This window comes from Bdellovibrio sp. HCB-162 (assembly GCF_047344985.1).
Classification (GTDB): domain Bacteria; phylum Bdellovibrionota; class Bdellovibrionia; order Bdellovibrionales; family Bdellovibrionaceae; genus Bdellovibrio.
In genome coordinates, this window is sequence record NZ_CP178861.1 from 3,679,628 (window position 1) to 3,700,166 (window position 20,539).

Genomic DNA, 20,539 nt, shown 5'->3' on the forward strand with positions numbered 1-20,539 from the left:
GGCTAGACCAAAGCCTTGAAAGCACAAAACTGTATCTAGAGATGAAAGAGACGTTTGGTTCCGAGGACAAACTTTCGTGGATCATTTCGTCCTCGTGGAATTTTAAAAATTTTTGCGAACAACAGCGTCGCCACTTCAATTGGGCAAATGAAGAAAACCGTCTGCAAAAAATTTCTTCGATCTTCGAACTGCGCCGCCCTCTTTATAATAGCGAAAACGAAACACTGATCTATCCCCGCGAACTCGAAGAGGGATGTCAGTTTTCAGAAGCGACGATTCAGAATTTACAACATCATCCCCTCACCGATTCATTCAGTATTCAGCCTGGCAAAGATCTTCTTTTTAAATTTACGTTTGAAGAGTTGGAAACGCCGACAAAGTGGGGAAAAACAGATTTTCAAGAAGTTGAAAAATGGATCGCCCATTTAAAACAATTGGAGCCCACAAGTCTTTTTGGTGGAAGCCTCTTCTTTCAAGAAAGCACAAAGCAGGGAATTTTGTGGGCCAGTAAGCTCAATATTCTAACGGCTCTTGTGATTGCTATCTGCTGTCGGCTGTTTTTAGGAACGTGGCTGAGCGGCGCCATTCTTGTCAGTTTGATTGTCTTTACAACATCAGTTTTGCAAACAGGTATGACTCTTAGAGGAAATATTGCAGATCCTCTTTCTTCGAGCATCTTTGTCATTATGACGATTGCCATCGTCGAAGATTTCTTTTTTTCTTTTTTCTTTTCCCGGGCCCAGAAGGTTCGTCTAAGGACTGCCTTACGGCGCATGAGTCTTCCAAGTTTCTTTACAAGTCTGACGACGGCGATTGGTTTAGGTTCCTTAGTTACATCGACAAATATGAGCGTTCAGAATCTAGGATTTTGGACAGGTGTGGGCGCCATGGTGGAATGGGCGCTTGTGTATTTACTTCTGCCCTCTGTTTGCAAAGTTTTTCCACGCCTTGATGAGCTTGCATGGAAGGGAAATATCTTTTTACCAAATTGGTTTCGCTCCATCGGAAGTTTTAGTCCTTCACGAAAAATGGTGATCGTTTTAACTTTGCCTCTGTTTTTGATCTTTTTTACTTATGACAAGGTCAATATCAACTACACACCTTTTGACATGTTCCCGTCTTCCCATCCCCTTTTGCAATTCCGCGACTATGTGAAAGGCCAAAGAGGTTTTGAAGGCGACGTGAGTCTCATTTTTAATCATGAAAATCTGACGGAAGAAGATTCAAAACTGATCGCGGAAGTCGCAAAGCACTCCCTGGTGGTCTCTTATAAAGATCCGCGCAAAATGACAGAAGAACTCATGCCTTCTGAAGCAGATCCTGCTTTAAAGCGCATGATCGAAAGTGAAATCAAAGAGACAACAAGTCTTAAAGACTTTCAACAAAACGGAAAAAGCCGCGCGATTCTTTTCATCAAAGAATACGATATGCAATCTCTGGATGCGCTCACTCAATACGCTGATAAAGTTTGTGCCGGGCGCTGCTATCTCTCGGGAGAAATCGTTGCATTCAAAGACTATGCTCTTTCGATGCTCAAGACTTTGTATTCGAGTTTTATTTTATCCTTAGCCACAGTCTCTTTGCTTTTGGCTTTGCTCTCGATTGCTGTGAGCGGCCGCGTGTTTTGGCCGTTGATTTTATCGTCGGTATGGGCGCCGCTCATGCTGATGATTTTCGTTAGCGTTTTTCAAATTAAGATCAACGTCGTAACATGTCTTGCTTTGGATTTGATGATCGGACTTTCTGGCGACAATGCTGTTCAGTTTTTGCTTTTTGATCGCAAGGGCCGATGGAAAAAAGGCCACACAGAGTTATTGCCTGTGGGCCTTATGATTGTTTCAACGATTGCTTTAATCAGTTTGATTTTATTGCTTTCTTATTTCCGCACTGCACGTATCCTAAGTGGGCTCATGGAGTTCGGAGCTTTGTTGATGCTGATTGGTGATCTGTGGATTCTCAACTACTTCACGGAGGTAAAAGAATCGGATTCCGAGAGCCGCGAGCACGAAGCCTCCCACAATATCAGCAATGTGATGTTGGCGGGTGAACACGACGGAAGCCGCAATTCCTAACATCCAGAGAGAAAAAACCACCGTCAGCCATTTTTTATTTCGATGCATTTCTGCGACCGCAAATAAAGCCAAGGCCGAAAAGGTCACGTGCAATGAAGGCACAAGGTTGTGCGGTTTATCCAGCGTATGAATATTTTGAAAGATCTCGCGAAACGGAGATTCTGCAGGGATGACCCGTTCGAAACCCAGCTGTGTTGGGAACACGATAAAAACAACAGCCGCCGCAAAAAGCGTGATCAGATTGGTTTGACAGTATTTTTTAAGGCGATCCGCATCGCACATAAATAAAGGCAAAAAGATCACGATATTCAAGCTCAGATAAAGCCAGACAAACTCGGGAATAAACGGAGCTTGTGTCTCCCAACCGAAATACCATGAGTAGTGTTGAGTGCTTTGCGCGGCCAAATAGTTTGTGAACCCATAAACTAAAGGAAATCCTAAGAGGGCCGCAGTGCCCCATGTAAGGAAGACCCACAGTCTTTTTTGATCAGGTAGAGAAAACAGAGGAAATGGTTTTTCTTTTGGATGTGTCATGCTTAAATATTATTCATGAAAGAAATCGTGCAAATCAACCGTAAAGATTTTCCTATTCCCGGTACGCTCAACATCGTCATTACGATTGTCACTGTCGCTACTTGTTTGGGAATTCTTTATTGGACTCAGCAACAAACGTCGTGGTGGTTGTTTATTCTTGGAGCCATCGCGTTTTCTTTTGCGAACAATACGGCATTTTCACTTTTGCATGAAGCCACTCACGGAATTCTTCATAAAAACCGCAAGATCAACAACAACCTAGGCCGTGTCGTCGCTGCTCTTTTTCCGACGTCTTTCACAATGCAACAGCTTTATCATTTGGGACACCACCGTCGCAATCGTACGGATGCCGAGATGTTTGATCTTTACTATCCCGGTGACAATATCGCGATGAAAAGATTCGTGATCTATGGAACTGTTTTTGGAATCTACTGGTCGTCGCCATTTATTTCTTGTCTGTTTTTCCTTGTGAATCCCAAACTTGTTTTGAGTTCTGAATTTAAAGATTCCAAAATGATGCAAGCTTTGAGCGCCGATCACATGCTGGGTGGACTCGATAAAGCTCTAGTTAAAACCGGAATAGTTCGCGCCGAGATTATCTTCACGATTCTTTTCCAGGCAGCGATTATATATTTCTTGGGACTTTCTTGGGGCACATGGCTCGCATGCTATTGGGCATTTAGCATCAACTGGGGTTCTTTGCAGTATGCAGATCACGTCGGCGCTAAACGTGACATTCGCGAGGGAGCATGGAACTTAAAAGTAAATCCGATCATGCAAAAAGTGTTTTTGAATTACCATCTGCACTTGGTACATCATCGTTATCCAAATCTTCCATGGATCCATCTTCCAAAGAAATTAGATTCAAACGATCCTATGCCAAGCTTTACTTCTAAGTTATGGGAATTTTTAACGGGTCCCCGTTTGGCGACGGAGCCTTCTCCGACATTGGATAAATCTTTTGAGGCTGTTATTTTTGACGGCACTATGCTTGAAAAGAAAACGGCTCAAGAAACTTAATTCTTGAGCCGCATTTAGCTTAAGCTTTTTTTGCGAATTGCACATCTAAAGAAATCGAAACGTCGTCACCCACAAGCACGCCGCCCGCTTCCAGAGCCGCATTCCACGTTAATCCAAAATCTTTACGTTTGATTTTAGTTGTCGCTGAAATACCGATCTTTGTATTTCCATAAGGGTCTTTCATTTCTGTCGAAGGACCTTCGACATCCAGAACCACTTCTTTGGTGACTCCGTGAATTGTTAGATCACCTGTAACTTTAAGGTCGTCGCCATCTCGTTCAACCTTTTTTGACTTGAAATTGATGGTTGGATACTTTTCGACGTCAAAAAAGTCAGCACTTTTTAAGTGACCGTCACGTTGAGCTTCGCGGGTGTTGATACTAGCGGCATCAATCGTGGCCTCAATTGAGGATTTCGTTACATCTGCGGGATCGTATTGGAGTGTCCCAGAGAGCTTTTCAAAGCCTCCATGAACTTTTGCGATCATCATGTGTTTGATAGAAAAGTTTGCGCTAGAGTGAGCCGAATCAATTTGCCAGGTTGTCATAGACATATGTTCCTCCAAGGAAACGTGTTATCGATGAACCTAGAATCGCATGTTTTTAATTGTTGCAAAAGGACACAGGAATGCAAAACATTGTTGCATTTTTGTATCCAAGCATATGAAGCCTTTATTAAGTATTTGATGCCGCAATACGACTGCGGACTTTGGCATAAAATGGGACAGTGTACTTGCAGATAATATGTACAATGTCAGTCCAGCGAATATCCGCGATGCAGGCTAGCTCCACGCCTTCATGATAGCGGGGATTTTTCTCAAGGAAATAACGAACATCCGCACTTGAAAGATCGCGTGTTGTCGGCACCGCCATCTGATCTTTCACTCGACCTAAAGACTTTCCGAAATCAATGAGTGAAGTTTCAGATTTATAGTAACCGCTGAATTTTCCGTTGTAGAACGTATGCTTCACGGATGCGAGATCTGCGGGAATGGCTCCCTCCAACGACGGATAAGAGCGTGGAAAATTTCGACGCATCAACATGTACGTCTTAAAGCCTTTGCTGATGAGCATCCAATAAAGTGGCGCAAAAGGATGACGTAAGCGAGTTAGAAAAAGCACACGAGTGAATGCAGACTGCAAAGTGCGTGAGCCCCAATAGTCGCTGTCCACAACAGTGTCGCCTGAATAAATCACGCGGCCGCCCTCAGGAAGTTCGCGGATTAGGATTGTACTAAAACCAAATAAAAATGGTTCTGAAGACTTGCTTCGATCCCAAAGCATAATGACGCTGGTTTTTTCTGAAAGATCAGAATTAAAACGTTCAAACTCCACGTCGAAATAATACTTGCCGAAAAGATCGAACATTCGTCGACGAAGAGTGGAATCAATTTGTGATACAGGAAGCAATGTATAACTCAAATCCATAAAATACCTATCTTGGATATAATCACCCTGCAATTCCCTTGTAAAGCGACACTTCGCCGTGGGAAGCTAATTTATCTTATTTTGACATGAGGAACTATTTTATGAGTTCAGAAAAAGCTCTGGTATTCAATATATTCACTCTGCCATCGGCGCTTGAAAAAATTTACGCAAAAGCAGATCCCCGCTGGATTATTGCGATAATCTTGGGCTCCTATAATATTTTGGGCTTTACCGTTCTTGGTTTCAATCGTTCACCAATGCAAATGGTGGTGACGTCCATCATGGCGTGTCTCCTGGAACTTCTTTTGTGTTACTGGGTGCAACGCAAATGGGTTTTTCCATTAAGCGCTCTCATCACAAGTTTTTCGCTCAGTCTTTTGCTAAACTATTCCCATAGCTATTGGATTTTAACCGTTCCTGTTTTCTTTGCGATCGGTTCAAAATATTTTTTAAGCTTGAATGGGCGACACTTTTTCAACCCGGCTTTGACGGGTGTTGTTTTCTGTTTGCTCTTTTCAAGCAAATTCATCACAGCCGCCCCAGCTTACCAGTGGACAGGAATTGAAAATCTTTGGGTCTTCATGACATTCCTTGGAGTTTTCTTTCTTCTTCCGAAAATCAATCGCCATTGGCTTGTGATTTCTTTCCTTGCGACATTCACGGCACAAACAGCCTTGCGCGCGTTGATTATGCGTCACCATCTTCCGTTTGAAACACTTTTCTTGGGAACGTTGACGTCTCCTTCATTTATTCTTTTTACGTTCTTTATGATCACCGATCCAATGACTTCTCCAAAAACTAAAAAGGATCAAATCATTGTCGGAGCTTCCATTGCATTGTTAGATTTGATTTTTCATATCTTTCAAAGTTACTACACTTTCTTTTTCGCGGGATTTACTGTCGCGAGCATTCGGTTCTTATGGTTTCACTATAAAGCGTTTCGCGACGGCGGAGGCCTTGCCGGATTTAAGAAACGCCTGGTCGAATACAAGTATTCACGCAAGTTCACCGGGTCCTTGGTTGCGGCCGCTTTGGTTTTTGGGACATACAGCGTTGCCTCAAGCCCCGCGCATCTTTCAAAAGTTTTAAACTGGAAATTTGACCCTATTCCTGAATCACAAAGCGGTTTGCATTCTGAGTTCGGCAACATCTTTGAACGTGTCGATCCGCGTATTCAGCATATCGTCAAATGGGTCTTCAGCGTTGGTGACAGTGTCGCTATCGGTGATTTTGATAACGACGGCAAAATGGATGTCTTTTTAACGAATATGTTAAAGAAAGATTCTGAAAGAGCTGCTCTTTATCACAATGAAGGTGGATTCCGTTTTTCTCGAGTCGCTTTACCTGAAATTACTACAAGATTCACTCACGTCGAGGACAATGGTATTCCGACAAACGCTCTTTTTGTCGACTATGACAACGACAATGACCTGGATCTTTTTATTTCTGTGGCTTTTGGATCATCTCGCCTGCTTAAAAATATGTTAACCGAAACCGGCAAGGCCGAGTTCGTTGATGTGACGGCAGAAGTAGGTCTTGAGGATTATAACAATTCCATCACAGCAAACTTCTTTGATTTCAATCGTGATGGACTTTTAGATCTTTATATCGGCAATGTGTGGCCGGACCATCTTCCTAATTACAACAAGCCAACACCACTGAACCTGTTTCATCTTCCACAAGCTGAATACGATGGCGATGAAAGAATGTTCGACTTTATGCACGCAAGCTGGCATCTGGCCAATAACGGCGGCGAGAACGTTGTCTTTGTTCAAGATAAAAAAGGCCACTTTACGAAATTAAACTCCAAAGAAATTGGAATGCCAGAGACACGTTGGTCTTTGGCGATTGGAACAGCGGACCTCAACCAAGATGGTTGGACAGATCTTTATATCGCCAACGATTTCGGGCCTGACGACTTGTATTTCAATCAAGAAGGCAAAAAACTTTACAACCACAAAGGCACCATGTTCGGAAGCATTGGTAAAGATACTTACAAAGGCATGAATGCAAGTATCGCTGACATGAACAATGATGGTTTCCTTGATGTGTATGTTTCAAACGTGCATCACGCTTTGCAAGCGGAAGGTTCTTTGCTTTGGTTCTTCTCCAAAGACAAAGACGGCAATATGGTGATTCAAGATATGGCGACGCAATGGGGCGCTCTTAACGAAGACCGTTTCGGCTGGGGCGCTAGTCTTGAAGACTTCGACAATGACGGCTGGGTGGACATCATCCAGGCTAACGGCATGGTCGATGATACTCCGGATAAAAAATTCGAGAGCTGTCCGGATTATTGGTACGTGAATGAGAAAGTCGCGCGCAGTGCTCCTAGCTATCACCGCCTTGCCAACAAGTGGGGTGATATTCGTGGACGCTGCATTTATGGAAAAGAAAAAAATCGCGTTTACATCAATCAAGGAACATCCTTAGGAAAAAAATTCGTCGACGTAGCAGATCTTGTTGGTTTGACGGAGGAAACAAATAGTCGTGGTGTTGCTTCTGCAGATTTCAACAATGACGGACGTCGAGATGTATTAATCACTCATATGTATTCTTCTCCTACCTTAGTTCGAAATACTTTAAAGGCCGGAGCGAGCACTCCTCATTGGGTGGGTTTACAGCTTCGCGGTGATGGTAAAACATGCAACACACGCGCCGTTGGGACGCAGGTAAAAATGCACTACAAAATCAAAGGACAAAACACGGTGCAAATTAAAGAAGTTCAGCTTGCTACGGGATTTTCCGCGCAAAGTGATGAACGTCTTCTTTTTGGGCTTGGAGATTCTGCGGAACCCGTTGAGATCGAAATCACTTGGTGTGGTCTAAGAAAAGAAACGCGTACTCTTGATATCGATAAGTATCACGTGATTCAAATGAGTCCTGTAACGACACCATGAGCGTTCTGTCTCAGGCGGCTCATAAAGCCATTCAGATATATCAGAAAGCCTCTTACAAACGATTTGTAAAAGGACTTTCTGAACTTGAGTCTTTGCAGAGACAAAAACTGCAAGAGACATTGTTGTATTTAAAACCGTTTTTAGGTGCTCGCGCTGACATTTCTGATTATAAAGAATTTCGTGAAAAGTTTCCGGTCAGTTCTTATCAAGACTATCGCGAAATCTTTTCTGCCGAAAGAAAGTCAGATAATAAAACATTACCTGAAGTCGTGCGCTTTCAACCCACCAGTGGATCTACCGATAACTTAAAGTGGATTCCCTATACCCAACAGCTTCTTAAAGATTTCGACTCTGCCCTGGGCCCTTGGCTGTATGATTTTTATTCTTCATATCCGGAGATCTTAAGAGGCGCCCACTATTGGTCTCTTTCATGGCTTCCTCAAGATCTTCGTGATGAGGGTGTGAGGCTTAACGATACGGAACTTTTTCCGGCGTGGAAAAAGCTGTTGTTAAGGCAAACCATGGCCGTTGTAGCACCTGTGGATCTTGCTGGAAGCAGCGAAAGCTCCTTGTTTGCCACACTGGCTTATTTGCTGGATCGAGACGATTTAAGTTTTGCTTCCGTGTGGAGTCCGACTTATTGGCTGACTCTTTTAAAAATTTTAGAGATACATCAGAAGTCTTTAGCGTATTCGCTGATTGAAGGCGAATGGCAGGCCTATTCTGATGAATTGACGATGTTAGAGTGTCCTCATAATCCCGAAAGAGGTCGTGAGCTTTTGTCTTCGACGGACGCGCAAGAACTCTGGCCTCAATTGAAAGCTTTGAGTTGTTGGACGACTTCAACCAGTTCCGCTTTTTCAAAAGATATCGAACGTCGTTTTCCAAAAATAAAAGTTATTGGAAAAGGGCTTTGGGCCACAGAAGGAGTTGTGACTATTCCTTTCCAAGGACATTATACTTTGGCATCACAAAGCCATTTCTTTGAGTTTGAAGATATCGACTCTAAAGAAATTCTGCCTTCTTGGGAATTGCGGATCGGGCAAAAAGTCAGCCCCCTTCTCACGACGACAGGCGGATTGATCCGTTATAAAATGCAGGATGTTTTGGAAGTCGCGGGTTTTAATAAAAAAACACCATGCTTAAATTTTCTGGGACGTGCCGACGGGATTGATATGGTTGGCGAAAAAACCTCAAGTCTTCGTGCTCAAGAAGTTTTATCTTCCCTGTGTGATTTCGCTCCCCACCAAGAAGCATTCCTATTTGCGGTGAAAGCGGAAACAAGCCAGCACTATTGCGCTGTTCTTGATCGTCACGGCAATAGAACTCTTGAAGAGCTTTCCAAAAAATTAGAAGAAATATTATCAGAATCATTCCACTACAAACTTGCTCGCGAATTACAACAACTAGGACCTGCTCAAGTATTGGTGCATGAAAAAGCTCATGAGAAGTACTTACAGCTTCATTTAAATCGCGGTATGGTATTAGGGAATATTAAAACGGAGTCTTTGCGCCTCATTTCGGAAAAAGAACTCCAGGAGAATTTTTTATGATGTTAAGTCTTCGCGAACGGGATAAGGCTTTAATCAACAACTGGTATATTGCTTGTCTTTCTAACGAATTAACTTCAGAAGCCGCTTTGAAGCGTGTGATCTATGACACGCCTATCGCTCTTTTTAGAAATTCTCTAGGAAAACCCGCAGCTCTTTTAGATCGCTGCGTGCACCGTGGAGCCCAACTTTCGCTTGGTTATTGCGATGAAGGACACTTACGCTGCCCCTATCACGGATGGCGCTACGATTCTCAAGGTGTCGTGAATGAAATTCCTTCTGAAGGAAAAGGCGAATGCAAGGGCCGACATCAACAGCGCGCTTACCCAGCCATCGAACAAGACGGTGTGATTTGGGTATGGATGGGCGATGAAGCTCCTAAAACGGAAACTCCTCCCTGGCGCTTTCCCAATTATGGTGAAAACAAATGGTGTCACTACTACATGATCACGGACTTTGAAAACGAAGTGACGAATCTTGTAGAAAATTTTATGGACGTTCCGCACACCGTGTTCGTGCACTCAGGATGGTTTCGTGACCGCCAGATGACTCATGTTCCGATGACGGTGGATGTGGAAAACGGGCAAGTCAATGTCACTTACCATCAGCCTCAAGATTCTATCGGATTTACAAGATTCTTGATCAACCCACTGAATGAAAAGATGACTCACACGGATCGTTTTATTTTCCCTAACATCACACGAGTCGATTACACATTCGGAAGCTCGTCTGCGTTTATTATTAATTCTCAGTGCACGCCGGTCTCAACGATGAAATCTCGTGTATACACTTACATCGCTTTTAAAACTTTGAACTATGCGTTTTTATTAAAACCACTGATGCAGTTTTACACCCGCCAAGTGATTGAACAAGATGTAGAGATCATGAAAAACCAGGGTGATAATTTAAAAATCTTCCCTGATGTTCCTTTCCGTTCGAGCGAGGCCGACGAGTTGCACTTGGCCATCGAAAAAATCCGTCGCTACGGAATTGAAGACAAGCCCGAGACTTTTACCTTTGCCAAAAAAAGTGAGAAGCAATTTTGGATATAAGTGAATTTTTAAAGTCCCATCCTGGTGTCACCGTTGCGACAGAGAAAGACAACCAGGAGATTTTAAACTTTTTTAGCCAGACGCAGATTCAAGGGCGTGGGTTGAATATCGTCTATGACAGGACTCCTGACTTTTTTGCATTTTTAAAAATTCATTCTCCCCATGTTTTAGTTCTTATCTATCGAGATGCTGCTGGTGACATTCAAGGTGTTGCCACCATGCTTTTCCGAAAAGGATACGTTGACGGAAAAGTTTCTGAAGTTTGTTATCTGGGTGATCTGCGTATGGGCTTTGATCGAAAAGGGGCCGTGCTGTGGCGAAAGATCTATGGTGAATTCTTCGCCCGCAAGAATGAAATTGACCAGCTTAAAGACGTTGAGCTTTTTTATACTTGTTTAATTGACGACAATGAACTTTCGCAAAGGAGTCTTGCGCGCAATAAAAAATCAGGATTTGCCTATCATCGTGTCTGCCCTTATTCGATGGTGACTTTGATGATGAAAAAGCCTGGGTTGCCCGCTTCACCAACAGGATATGAAGTAAGCAGCGATCCTTCGTTAGAAAATCTTATTGGCTTTTACAAAAAGAACGAAGACATCTCGACTGCGGGATATTTGTATTCCCAAGAAATTCCGGAGCGTTTGAAGAGCTGGCCCCAGTTTTCCAAAGAAGATTTCCTCATTGTTCGACATGAGGGACGCATTGTTGCCTCTTGCGCTTTGTGGTCTCCGCGCGAATGCAAACGCATTCTTCTTACAAGGGTTCCCTTTCATCTTCGCATCGTTTTTTCTTTTTTGCGTATTCTTAGCTTTGGAAAGTTTCAATTTGCAGGTGAGTTGAAGGTTCTCTACGTGACTCATCTTCTTTTTGATCAAAAACTTTCTCAAGACGAAAAAGTAAAAATCTTTAAAGAAGTTTTAAAAGAAGCATGGAAAGTTCGTGAGAAAAAAGGTTATCATTTCTTAAGTTTCTGCGACTTTAAAGAGACGTCCTTAAAAGCAGCGGCGGATTCTTTCATCACAAATGACGTGGCCATGGCCATTCATGAAGTGATGGGTAGCGAAGACGAAACTCCTGCCAGTAAAAAGGACTACGGCTTTGAAATGGCATTAGTGTAAGGGGCACAAATGGCTTTTTTGTTTCCAGTATTGTTGGTCGTTCAATTTTTATGTTCGATATGGTTTTACTACAAACAAAACAAAGGCGCTTTCGTTGGTGGCCCTATTAGTTGGCCCAAGGCTGTGTGGCTTTATCATGCAATCTTCTCGTGGTTCTTGGTACCACTGGTGTATTTGTCTCTACCTGACTTGCATATTTCCTTAAAAATTCTGATTGGTTTGCATGCTCTTATTTGGTGGATTCGCGGACCTTTAGAACTCGTTATGATTTACAAATTCTTTAACTGGACACCCCGTTACGGAATCACCCACGACGTCTTCCACGTGATTTTGCTATTTGCAGGAATGATCGCAACGGCAAAACTTTGGCCCGAGAACATGACCAATTGGATGGCCTTTGTGTATTGCGGAGTCACCGTCTTGATGTTGTGTTTTGAAATTAGTTTCGCAGCTTTGTTCTTGGAAGTTCGCGGCAACGAAGACTGCCGAATTTATTATGCCGCTGATGAACCAAAATGGAGATTCATCAACTGGCTCACAAAAGTGGGACTGACATTCGGTGTGGGTCACGCAATTATTCAAGCAATTCTGGCAGTCGTTTATCTCTAAAAAAAGGAGCGATTTCTCACTCCTTTTATTTTAAATCCTATTCTTCTATTTAAATTGATAGCCAGTTTGCGCAATTCTACGACCGATATCATGATAAACCGGTGTCGCATCCGGAGTCGTCGCACGAAGACCATCTACATAACGATTGTACATACAGAAAGCCGCCGCAATGAGAACTGTATCGTGAATTTCGATATCAGTGGCACCTTGAGCTTTCGCATTTTTAATCATCTCTTCAGAAACACCCAGCGCTTGTTTTTGCACTTGGCCTGCGATCTTAAGCAAAGATTTAAGTTTGCTTGAAATCGGCGCTGTTTCAAAATTCGTCTTCACTTGTTCAACAAGATCAAAATTGTCCTCTAAAAGAACTCCCGCAATCGCAGAATGAGAACGCGTACAAAATTGGCAGTTGTTAAGATTGGACACGTAAGAGGCAATCATTTCACGCTCTCCGCGAGTCAAAGAAGAAGGACCTACCAGTAAAGTTTCCGCAAGTTCATTCAGAGGCTTTGCGGTTTCAGGTCTAAAACCCATCAATCCAATAATACCAGGCATGTCGTTATTAAGTTGAATATGAGGCATAAAAACTCCCTTCATTTCAAAAAAGGCTATGGCGGTTTTGCGCCCGAAGCAATCTTATTACATGACGGATGTTGCCCTGCTCTTGACGAATTTAAACAGTTTAAACAGGGTTTACCACTTTGACCGTCAGGAGAATGATGGAGTTTCAAAACAACAAAAGGAGCTCCTATGAAAACATTATTAATAGTTTCTACTTTGGCGCTTATGACATTCGTAAGCCCTCCGAGTCATGCAACTGGCGCACATGCTGCTACAGAAGGCCCTTCAAAAGCAGTCTCTACACAAATGGCTGTGAGAGATCTTTGGGTAGATCATATCTTTTGGATTCGCTCCGTCGTTGTAGCGAAGGCCGATAAAAATAAAAAAGCCGAAACGTTGGCGGATCAACAGGTTGTTGAAAACGCAAAAAAAATCGCAGGCGTGATTGAGCCCTTCTATGGAAAACCCGCAAGCGAAAAACTTTTCGGTTTGTTAGCAGGTCACTACGGCGCAGTGAAAGATTATATGAATGCGACTCTACCAACTCCGAACACAGAAAAACAAAAGAGTGCAACGGAGAAACTTACTACCAACGCCATCGAAATCGCGACATTCCTAAGTGGAGCAAACCCAAATCTTCCAAAAGACACGCTAGTAAGTCTTTTGGCAGCCCACGGTGGACATCACATCGCTCAAATCAACGAAATCCAAAAGAAAGATTTCACAGCAGAAGCGCAAACTTGGGCCGACATGAAACAACACATGTACACGCTATCAGATGCCTTAGTAGGCGGAATCGGCAAACAATTCCCAGAAAAATTCAAATAAACGAAAGAAAAACACCGCCGCCGACCGGAGTTTTCTGCCGGCGGCAGAAAACAACAAAACCAAAACCATCGAATATGGCGGGAAACTTCAGAAAATACTCCGACGAAGTCGGAGTGCATAAGGCACAAATAAAAAAACCGCCAGAAGGCGGTTGTTTTATTTGGTAGGGAATGCCGGATTCGAACCGACGACATCCACCTTGTAAGGGTGGCGCTCTACCAACTGAGCTAATTCCCTATTCGTTCGGAAGGTCCATTTTTTAGCGTGGTCCTTCCGATCTTGCAATCTCTTTTTTCAAAAATATTACTTTTTTATATCTTCCATGCACACTCTTTGAGTTAAGTGCGCTGAAATCTTCACGATTTGCATGTGAACCATCTCATCCGCAGCCTTATTATCAAGAGCGCCCATTGAAAGAACCATCACACCCTGAGTTGGGACGTTGCCCTTAAGTGGTGTAATTGGTGAATCTTTCTCGTTAAATGCCGTCAATTGAACACGGTATGTAGTGCCCGCTCGGCTGGTCATTTGCGCCAAAACCTTTTGGTTGCGCTCTAAGCCCACGCCTGTTGCTAGCATCTTACAAGTGTCTCCGTCGAATTGCTTTACTTGCAATTGGCGGATGCCTGTTGCTTTTTGACGAACCACTTTCAAAGCAAAGTAAGAAGTGAAGTCCCCTTGTTCCACTTTCCACAAGCCTTGAATATCTGTCCATGGGAATGGCTGAGCCAATGTCCACGGCCAAGGAACCGGACGATTATCACTCGCCGGAATGATATGCTCGTCATCAGCGTCAGCCGCACGGGCTCCCACTGACAGAGTCAGACTTGTAAAAATCAATGTTGCCATCAAGATGTTGCGTAACATGAATCCCCCCTAGTGCTCGAAATGAACTCGAGCCGCTTTATTCATGTAGTATCCGTTTTTAGCTCTAAAAATATATTTTGGTTTCTCGTAATCCGGTTCAATGAGTTTACGAAGACGTTTGATCGTCACGTAAATCTTATTGTCGTGGATCGCTGGATCGTAAGGTTGCTTCCATACGTTCTCAACCAAATACTCTTTCGAGTAAATTTGGCCCTGATTCTGAACGAACAAACGCAAAAGGTCGAGAAGAATGAACTGATTTTTGAAATCAATGCGACCCAATTTTCTCTCTGTGACCGCATGATTACCTTCGTCAAAAATCAAATCATAACTTGTCTGAGGTTCTGCACCGATTTTCGATGCGTAGAAGTCAGCAATCTTACTAAGTCTTACATGATTTTCTGTATCAATAGATTTTTGTGCGAGTGACAAATACACGCGTGCCAAATCTTTATCGCCCATCTCAAAGTAAACGTCTCCGAGTTGGATCATCAAGTAAGAAGCCATCACCACGTTGCGAGTTTCTTTAAGCGCATCGTAAGCTTTCCAAAGAACCGTCACCGCTTCTTCGTACTTTTTCATTTGCGCTAAGATATTTCCGTTCAAGATCAGCGAAGAAATTCTAAGTTCTGGAAGATTGTAAACCTGGAAGAAGACTTCAAGATTGTAGATCTCTTTCAAGGCATCTGCATAACGAGCCATAGATGGGCTTGAGTAAACCATCGCAAGACCGAAGATCGCGTTGCAAATATCTTCTTTGTTGTCAGAGGCAAGAGCGATAGCAAGAGCCTTTTGAACATAGTCCAAAGAGACGTCTTGTTGTCCTTTGTAGAAAGCACAGATAGCGAGCGTATAATAAGTTTTGGAGTTGAGTTCAAAGCCTTCTTTAAGAACTAGATCTTGGAGTTTTTCTTTTGTGAGATTGATCTCTTCAAACTGTTCGCGTTCTGCATAGATACGCAAAAGAATGTTCAAGCACTTCAAGTATTGAGAGAAATTTTTCTCAGCAAAGTATCCCTGAGACGCATCGTTGAGATGCGTGATCGCAGAGGTGAATTCTCCCCGATCGGAATATAACTTGCCGAGCTCAAAGGCACGATCTAGTTGGCTCATAAGTTCTTAAAACTCCAAAACAAAATCTAAATTACTCGCTGGGGTACAGGTTTTTACAGATTGTCAGGATTTCGTCAATGTAAGACACGGACATTTGCGTAAAAACTGTGCATAGTGAGAATTGATTTCAGTAATTTAATAAAGTGCGCTCACCCGGCGTCACTTAACGCGTGGAGCCTTTAGTCCAAGTTTACTAAGTCCCGCTTATTAGGACTCCGAAAGGCGTTAAAATGCTGTCAAAATAAACCGTATAACACTCACAAGGACAACGGATGCGTCATCTGCGCTTTTTCATCATGTGTTTTACGGCAGTCACTCTGATGTCGTGTTCTCCAAAGGAAGAAAAGAAAACACAAAAGCCAGACAATCAGACAGCGAAGCAGCCGACTCCCGTTCCAACTCCGGCACCAATCCCGACGCCGTCGCCTGGACCGCAACCATCACCAGAACCCGCGCCGCCAACGCCAACGCCAACGCCAACGCCAACGCCAACGCCAACGCCGCAGCCTCCAGTGGTTTTGAATTGTCCTGTGAATTACGAAAAGGTGCAGGCGAATCTCACTCTGAAAACAGAGGCATTTTGCATTGCCAAATTTGAAATGAAAAAAGTGAACGGTCTTGCTTCTTCGACGTCGACAGGAAAACCGTGGCTTGCTGGAAAAATCGCAGCGACAGAAGCCTGTGCAAATCTTGGAAGTGGTTATCGACTTCCAACGAATTACGAATGGAATGCAGCCGCTCTAGAAATTTATAACAACAAACTCAATTGGACTGGAAAAGCTCACGGAGATGGAACTCTCTACACTGGTTTCTATAGTGCTTGGAGCGAACCCGTTGAGATCAAAGACATCAACGATCCTTACGACAGCACCGGTGCAAAAAAAGGAATCGAACGACGTACATTTTATCTCTCAAGTGGCAACATCATTTGGGATTTCGGCGGAAATGCATGGGAGTGGGTCTCTGACACGATCTACGGAAACTCGTACACGCCGGATCTTTCAAGTCCTTACGGTCGCACCTATCACAACAACAACTGGGATATCAAACCCGGCTCTCCGCAACTTTTTGATTTCACGGGAATGAGCAGCGTTCCTAAAAACGATGTTTATCTTGGAAATCTCTTCGGTGGAAGTTCTGGAAAAGTCATTCGCGGCGGAGCTGTTTGCATTCACTCAAAAGGTGTCACAGGAATTTTTGCTGCAAATATCGGCGACATCACGGCTGATGATCTTCAAGCACCTGCTTCGTGGAATCTTAAAATGAACAACATCGGTTTCCGCTGCGTGTTCCAACCGAAATAACAGCCTTCTTTGACAAGAAATTGACGTCGTTTAAGTAGCTGATTTTTTCCAGCAATTCCCTCCCCTGCATAAAATTTAAACAAATAATTTAAAGTTTATTTAAAGAGCCTCCGAAACAGTAAGCCAGGTCTAAAGTAGAGGAGGCCCAGAGTGCAATTCGTGAACAAGTTGATGTTGTTAGTATCTGTTTTCGGCTTAAGCGCATGTGCAACGATCGTCAAATCAGACAAAATTCCCGTGAAGTTTGTCGGCGGACTTGAAAGAGGCGAGACAAAAATCAGCCTGCCTGATGGACAGTACACAGCACTGAACGGAAGAACGACCGTGTTAGTAAGTCGCTCAAAACAAGACATCCCCATCACCGTGACATGCAATCAGCAAACACGCGAAGGTGTGATCAAAACGGAATATGATGCGACGGCAGGTATTCTTGGAAATATTGTTTTTGGTGGAATCATCGGGATGGGTATTGATGCCTATAACGACAAAACTTACGATCCACCAGAAATTTTCAATGTAGCTCCGCTGTGTTCGACAGACAAACCAACAGAGAACATTGCAGAGAGTTCTAATTACCCTCGACAACCAAGTTCTTATTCAAAAAATAAATATTGATAAATCGGCAAGACAAAAAGAAAAAGGCCCTCTCAACGAGGGCCTTTTGAATTAACGCGCATTGGTTGTAAAAAATCCCCTGGCACCTTTTAGTGGTGGTGGATTGCTTGGCCTGTGTATTGGGCTTTGATACCGAATTCGCGCTCTTTTTGAACTTTGAAAAGTTCTTTTGGCGATTTGATATCCAAAGCGTTGATCAATACTTGGTCTACATGATCCACCAAGATCACTTTAAGATCTTTCATCACTTCCTTAGGGATGTCCTTGAGATCTTTTTCGTTCTCTTTCGGACAGATGATCATCTTAATGCCACCGCGGTGAGCGGCTAGGATCTTCTCTTTCAAGCCACCGATCGCCATCACACGGCCACGAAGTGAAATCTCGCCTGTCATCGCTACTGTGCGCTTCACAGGGATCTTCATGATCGCAGAAACAATCGAAGTCGTCAGAGCGATACCTGCAGAAGGACCGTCCTTAGGAACTGCACCCTCTGGCAAGTGGATGTGCACGTCGATGTTTGAGAAGTATTCTTTGTCCAAACCGAACAAAGGACCTCTTGAACGAACGTAGCTCATCGCTGCTGCACAAGATTCTTTCATCACATCACCAAGTTGGCCCGTGACTGTGAACTTACCTTTACCAGGCACCACACTCACTTCGACAGCAAGAAGGTCACCACCCACTTCCGTCCAAGCCATACCGTTCGTAAGACCGATTTCGTTTTCTGTCTCGATCACACCGAACTTGAATTTGTGAGGACCCAACAACTCAACAAGTTTTTGCGGAGTGACCACATAGCCTGCTGGTTTTGCCGTTGTCTTCGCCGCTGTTTTTGCACCTTTTTTAGAAGCCGACTTTTTATCGCCCTTCGCTTCTGCTTTAAAGTTCTCAACAGCTTCGCCCATCACAATCTCTTTAGCGACCTTACGGCACACATTGGCCATTTGTCTTTCCAAGTTACGAACGCCGGCTTCTTTCGTGTAGTAACGAATGATGTCGCGGATCGTTTCGTCTTTGATCGTGACTTTGTAATCTTTCAATCCATGGTTTTCCAATTGCTTCGGAACCAAGTAGTTCTTCGCAATGTGGAATTTCTCCTGCTCAATGTAACCTTCAAGATTGATGATCTCCATACGATCCAACAATGGACGTGGAATCGTATGCAATGAGTTCGCAGTCGCGATAAACATCACTTTTGAAAGGTCGTATTCCAACTCCAAGTAGTGATCTTGGAAGTTGTTGTTTTGTTCAGGATCAAGCACCTCAAGCATCGCTGCTGCTGGATCACCACGGAAATCGTTGGCCATCTTGTCGATCTCATCAAGAAGAACAAGTGGATTTCCTTTATCAACTTTACGAAGAGCTTGCAGGATTTTACCTGGCATCGCACCGACGTATGTTTTTCTGTGACCGCGGATCTCTGCTTCATCACGCACGCCACCCAAAGAGATACGTGCAAAAGGACGATTCAAAGATTCAGCAATTGATCTTGCAAGAGATGTCTTACCAACTCCTGGAGGACCTGCCAAACAAAGGATAGGACCCTTCATGTCTTTCGAAATCGAAAGAACGGCAAGGTATTCAAGGATACGGTCTTTGACTTTCTCAAGACCCCAGTGATCATCATCAAGGATGCGCTGAGCGTTCTTAAGATCATGTTTCTCTTCATTGTAATCGTACCAAGGAAGTGAAAGAACCCAGTCGATGTAGTTGCGAACCACAGTCGCTTCCGCCGACATTGGTGACATCATTTTGAGTTTTTTAATCTCTTTCATCACCTTGTCTTTAGCTTCTTGGGACATTTTCTTAGCTTTACACTTCACCTCAAGATCCTGAAGTTCTGCTTGGTAATCGTCTTTCTCACCAAGTTCTTTCTGGATCGCCTGCATTTGTTCGTTGAGGTAGTACTCTTTTTGAGAGCGTTCCATTTGCTTCTTCACGCGAGTACGAATCTTCTTTTCCACTTCAAGAATTTCGATCTCACCTGTCATCAAGTTGAGCAAATGTTCCAAACGTTTTGAAGGATCCACGATCTCCAACACCGCTTGTTTGTCTTCAAGTTTCAAATTGAGTTGCGCAACAATAATATCCGCAAGTTCACCAGGATTTTCGATGGTCGATACACGCATCAAAATTTCTGGTGGAATTCGCTTATTAAGTTTTACGTAAGTCTCAAAAGTCGACTTGACGGAGCGAACCAAAGCTTGGGCCTCAACGATGTTCGTTGGGTCTTCATCCAAGGCTTCGCAAGAAACCATAAAGAAGTTGTCGTTGTTTAAGAAATTCTTAATCTTTACACGACGTTTGCCTTCCACTAAAACTTTCACAGTTCCATCAGGCAGGCGTAATAGCTGAATGATGGTGCCCACGGTTCCGATAGCAAAGATGTCTTTAGGTTCGGGATTGTTTGTCTTAGCGTCTTTTTGAGCCGCCAAAACGATATCTGTCTGTTTGCTCATCGCTTCTTCAAGAGCGTTGATACTCTTTTCGCGACCTACAAACAACGGCATCATCATATGTGGAAAAATGATGAGGTCTCTTAGGGGCAAAAGTGGTAGTTGTTGTACTTTTCCCTCGCTCATATCCTCTCCCTCCCTGTGGGTTAACGAGCTTACTTGTGCATAGGACACAAGCTGGATCTGCGTCGGTTAAATATCCTTATCCAACCTTCGCTGTTCCTACTAATAAGCTTAACTATGTGTTCGATTACTGGGAAGTAAATATATTTGGAAAAAAAAGAGTTCTGGTCCTTGCCACGAGTCCAAAATGCTCACATTTTGGGCATCATTAAAAGACCTAATGCTACTCGAAAATTATTCTTATTTGCGTCGGATTTTGAGAATCTTTCCTAATTGTAATTTCCGAGAGTCAGATTTTCGTGCCCTTTTTGTCCAAATTGTTCGATAAGTGCACTGTGACACCTAGAGATCCCAGACGCTGGTTCCGCAGAAATTCTCTCTCTCTAAAGC

The 20,539-nt window shown here is 43.4% G+C and carries 16 protein-coding genes and 1 tRNA gene; 9 read left to right on the plus strand and 8 right to left on the minus strand.

The window, feature by feature from the left end:
• Positions 1-1,898 precede the first annotated feature (1,898 nt).
• Positions 1,899-2,606, minus strand: coding sequence for a phosphatase PAP2 family protein (locus ACLSSO_RS17790; protein WP_413943626.1), 708 nt, complete (start codon positions 2,604-2,606; stop codon positions 1,899-1,901).
• A gap of 15 nt (positions 2,607-2,621) precedes the next feature.
• Here ACLSSO_RS17790 and ACLSSO_RS17795 point away from each other — a divergent pair, with 15 nt between their 5' ends.
• On the plus strand, positions 2,622-3,626 hold the full coding sequence (locus ACLSSO_RS17795; protein ID WP_295903571.1) for a fatty acid desaturase family protein: 1,005 nt from the start codon (positions 2,622-2,624) through the stop codon (positions 3,624-3,626).
• 19 nt (positions 3,627-3,645) lie between these two features.
• Here ACLSSO_RS17795 and ACLSSO_RS17800 read toward each other — a convergent pair whose 3' ends face one another.
• The gene (locus ACLSSO_RS17800) at positions 3,646-4,179 is read right to left on the minus strand and encodes a YceI family protein (RefSeq protein WP_413943627.1); all 534 of its coding nucleotides are present in this window, start codon (positions 4,177-4,179) and stop codon (positions 3,646-3,648) included.
• 121 nt (positions 4,180-4,300) lie between these two features.
• Positions 4,301-5,053: a hypothetical protein gene (locus tag ACLSSO_RS17805; RefSeq protein ID WP_295903566.1), complete on the minus strand. Its 753-nt coding sequence runs from the start codon at positions 5,051-5,053 to the stop codon at positions 4,301-4,303.
• 101 nt (positions 5,054-5,154) lie between these two features.
• Here ACLSSO_RS17805 and ACLSSO_RS17810 point away from each other — a divergent pair, with 101 nt between their 5' ends.
• Genes ACLSSO_RS17810 through ACLSSO_RS17830 form a run of 5 tightly spaced genes read left to right on the plus strand, consistent with a single transcriptional unit; the run spans position 5,155 to position 12,282 of the window.
• Complete coding sequence (locus ACLSSO_RS17810) at positions 5,155-7,953, plus strand: FG-GAP-like repeat-containing protein (RefSeq protein ID WP_295903563.1); 2,799 nt, start codon at positions 5,155-5,157, stop codon at positions 7,951-7,953.
• Positions 7,950-9,506 (plus strand): GH3 auxin-responsive promoter family protein, encoded by a 1,557-nt coding sequence (locus ACLSSO_RS17815; RefSeq protein ID WP_413943628.1) that lies wholly within the window; start codon positions 7,950-7,952, stop codon positions 9,504-9,506. Before ACLSSO_RS17810 ends, ACLSSO_RS17815 begins: the two co-directional genes overlap by 4 nt.
• Complete coding sequence (locus tag ACLSSO_RS17820; protein WP_413943629.1) at positions 9,503-10,555, plus strand: Rieske 2Fe-2S domain-containing protein; 1,053 nt, start codon at positions 9,503-9,505, stop codon at positions 10,553-10,555. The genes ACLSSO_RS17815 and ACLSSO_RS17820 overlap by 4 nt, the downstream gene beginning before the upstream one ends.
• The gene (locus ACLSSO_RS17825; protein ID WP_413943630.1) at positions 10,546-11,673 is read left to right on the plus strand and encodes a hypothetical protein; all 1,128 of its coding nucleotides are present in this window, start codon (positions 10,546-10,548) and stop codon (positions 11,671-11,673) included. The genes ACLSSO_RS17820 and ACLSSO_RS17825 overlap by 10 nt, the downstream gene beginning before the upstream one ends.
• Before the next feature lie 9 nt (positions 11,674-11,682).
• Complete coding sequence (locus ACLSSO_RS17830; protein ID WP_295906207.1) at positions 11,683-12,282, plus strand: hypothetical protein; 600 nt, start codon at positions 11,683-11,685, stop codon at positions 12,280-12,282.
• Positions 12,283-12,327: 45 nt separating this feature from the next.
• On the opposite strand, the gene ACLSSO_RS17835 is transcribed toward ACLSSO_RS17830, so the two are convergent.
• Positions 12,328-12,864 carry a carboxymuconolactone decarboxylase family protein gene (locus tag ACLSSO_RS17835; protein ID WP_295906208.1) on the minus strand — a complete coding sequence of 179 codons (537 nt, stop codon included), beginning with the start codon at positions 12,862-12,864 and terminating at the stop codon, positions 12,328-12,330.
• Between the two features lie 168 nt (positions 12,865-13,032).
• On the opposite strand from ACLSSO_RS17835, the gene ACLSSO_RS17840 reads away from it, so the two are divergent.
• Complete coding sequence (locus ACLSSO_RS17840; RefSeq protein WP_413943631.1) at positions 13,033-13,671, plus strand: hypothetical protein; 639 nt, start codon at positions 13,033-13,035, stop codon at positions 13,669-13,671.
• A gap of 161 nt (positions 13,672-13,832) precedes the next feature.
• On the opposite strand, the gene ACLSSO_RS17845 is transcribed toward ACLSSO_RS17840, so the two are convergent.
• The 3 genes from ACLSSO_RS17845 to ACLSSO_RS17855 form a co-directional block, all read right to left on the minus strand.
• Positions 13,833-13,908: transfer RNA gene (locus ACLSSO_RS17845), tRNA-Val, on the minus strand.
• Between the two features lie 66 nt (positions 13,909-13,974).
• The gene (locus ACLSSO_RS17850) at positions 13,975-14,538 is read right to left on the minus strand and encodes a hypothetical protein (protein ID WP_295906242.1); all 564 of its coding nucleotides are present in this window, start codon (positions 14,536-14,538) and stop codon (positions 13,975-13,977) included.
• Between the two features lie 9 nt (positions 14,539-14,547).
• Positions 14,548-15,651: a helix-turn-helix domain-containing protein gene (locus ACLSSO_RS17855; protein WP_295906241.1), complete on the minus strand. Its 1,104-nt coding sequence runs from the start codon at positions 15,649-15,651 to the stop codon at positions 14,548-14,550.
• A gap of 272 nt (positions 15,652-15,923) precedes the next feature.
• On the opposite strand from ACLSSO_RS17855, the gene ACLSSO_RS17860 reads away from it, so the two are divergent.
• Positions 15,924-16,955: an SUMF1/EgtB/PvdO family nonheme iron enzyme gene (locus ACLSSO_RS17860; protein WP_413943632.1), complete on the plus strand. Its 1,032-nt coding sequence runs from the start codon at positions 15,924-15,926 to the stop codon at positions 16,953-16,955.
• A 150-nt stretch (positions 16,956-17,105) separates the two neighbouring features.
• Positions 17,106-17,570, plus strand: a complete 465-nt coding sequence (locus tag ACLSSO_RS17865) for a hypothetical protein (protein ID WP_413943633.1) — start codon at positions 17,106-17,108, stop codon at positions 17,568-17,570.
• A gap of 89 nt (positions 17,571-17,659) precedes the next feature.
• Here ACLSSO_RS17865 and lon read toward each other — a convergent pair whose 3' ends face one another.
• A complete protein-coding gene (gene lon / locus ACLSSO_RS17870) occupies positions 17,660-20,152 on the minus strand; it encodes an endopeptidase La (RefSeq protein ID WP_340593432.1) in 2,493 nt (830 codons plus the stop codon).
• Positions 20,153-20,539 lie beyond the last annotated feature (387 nt).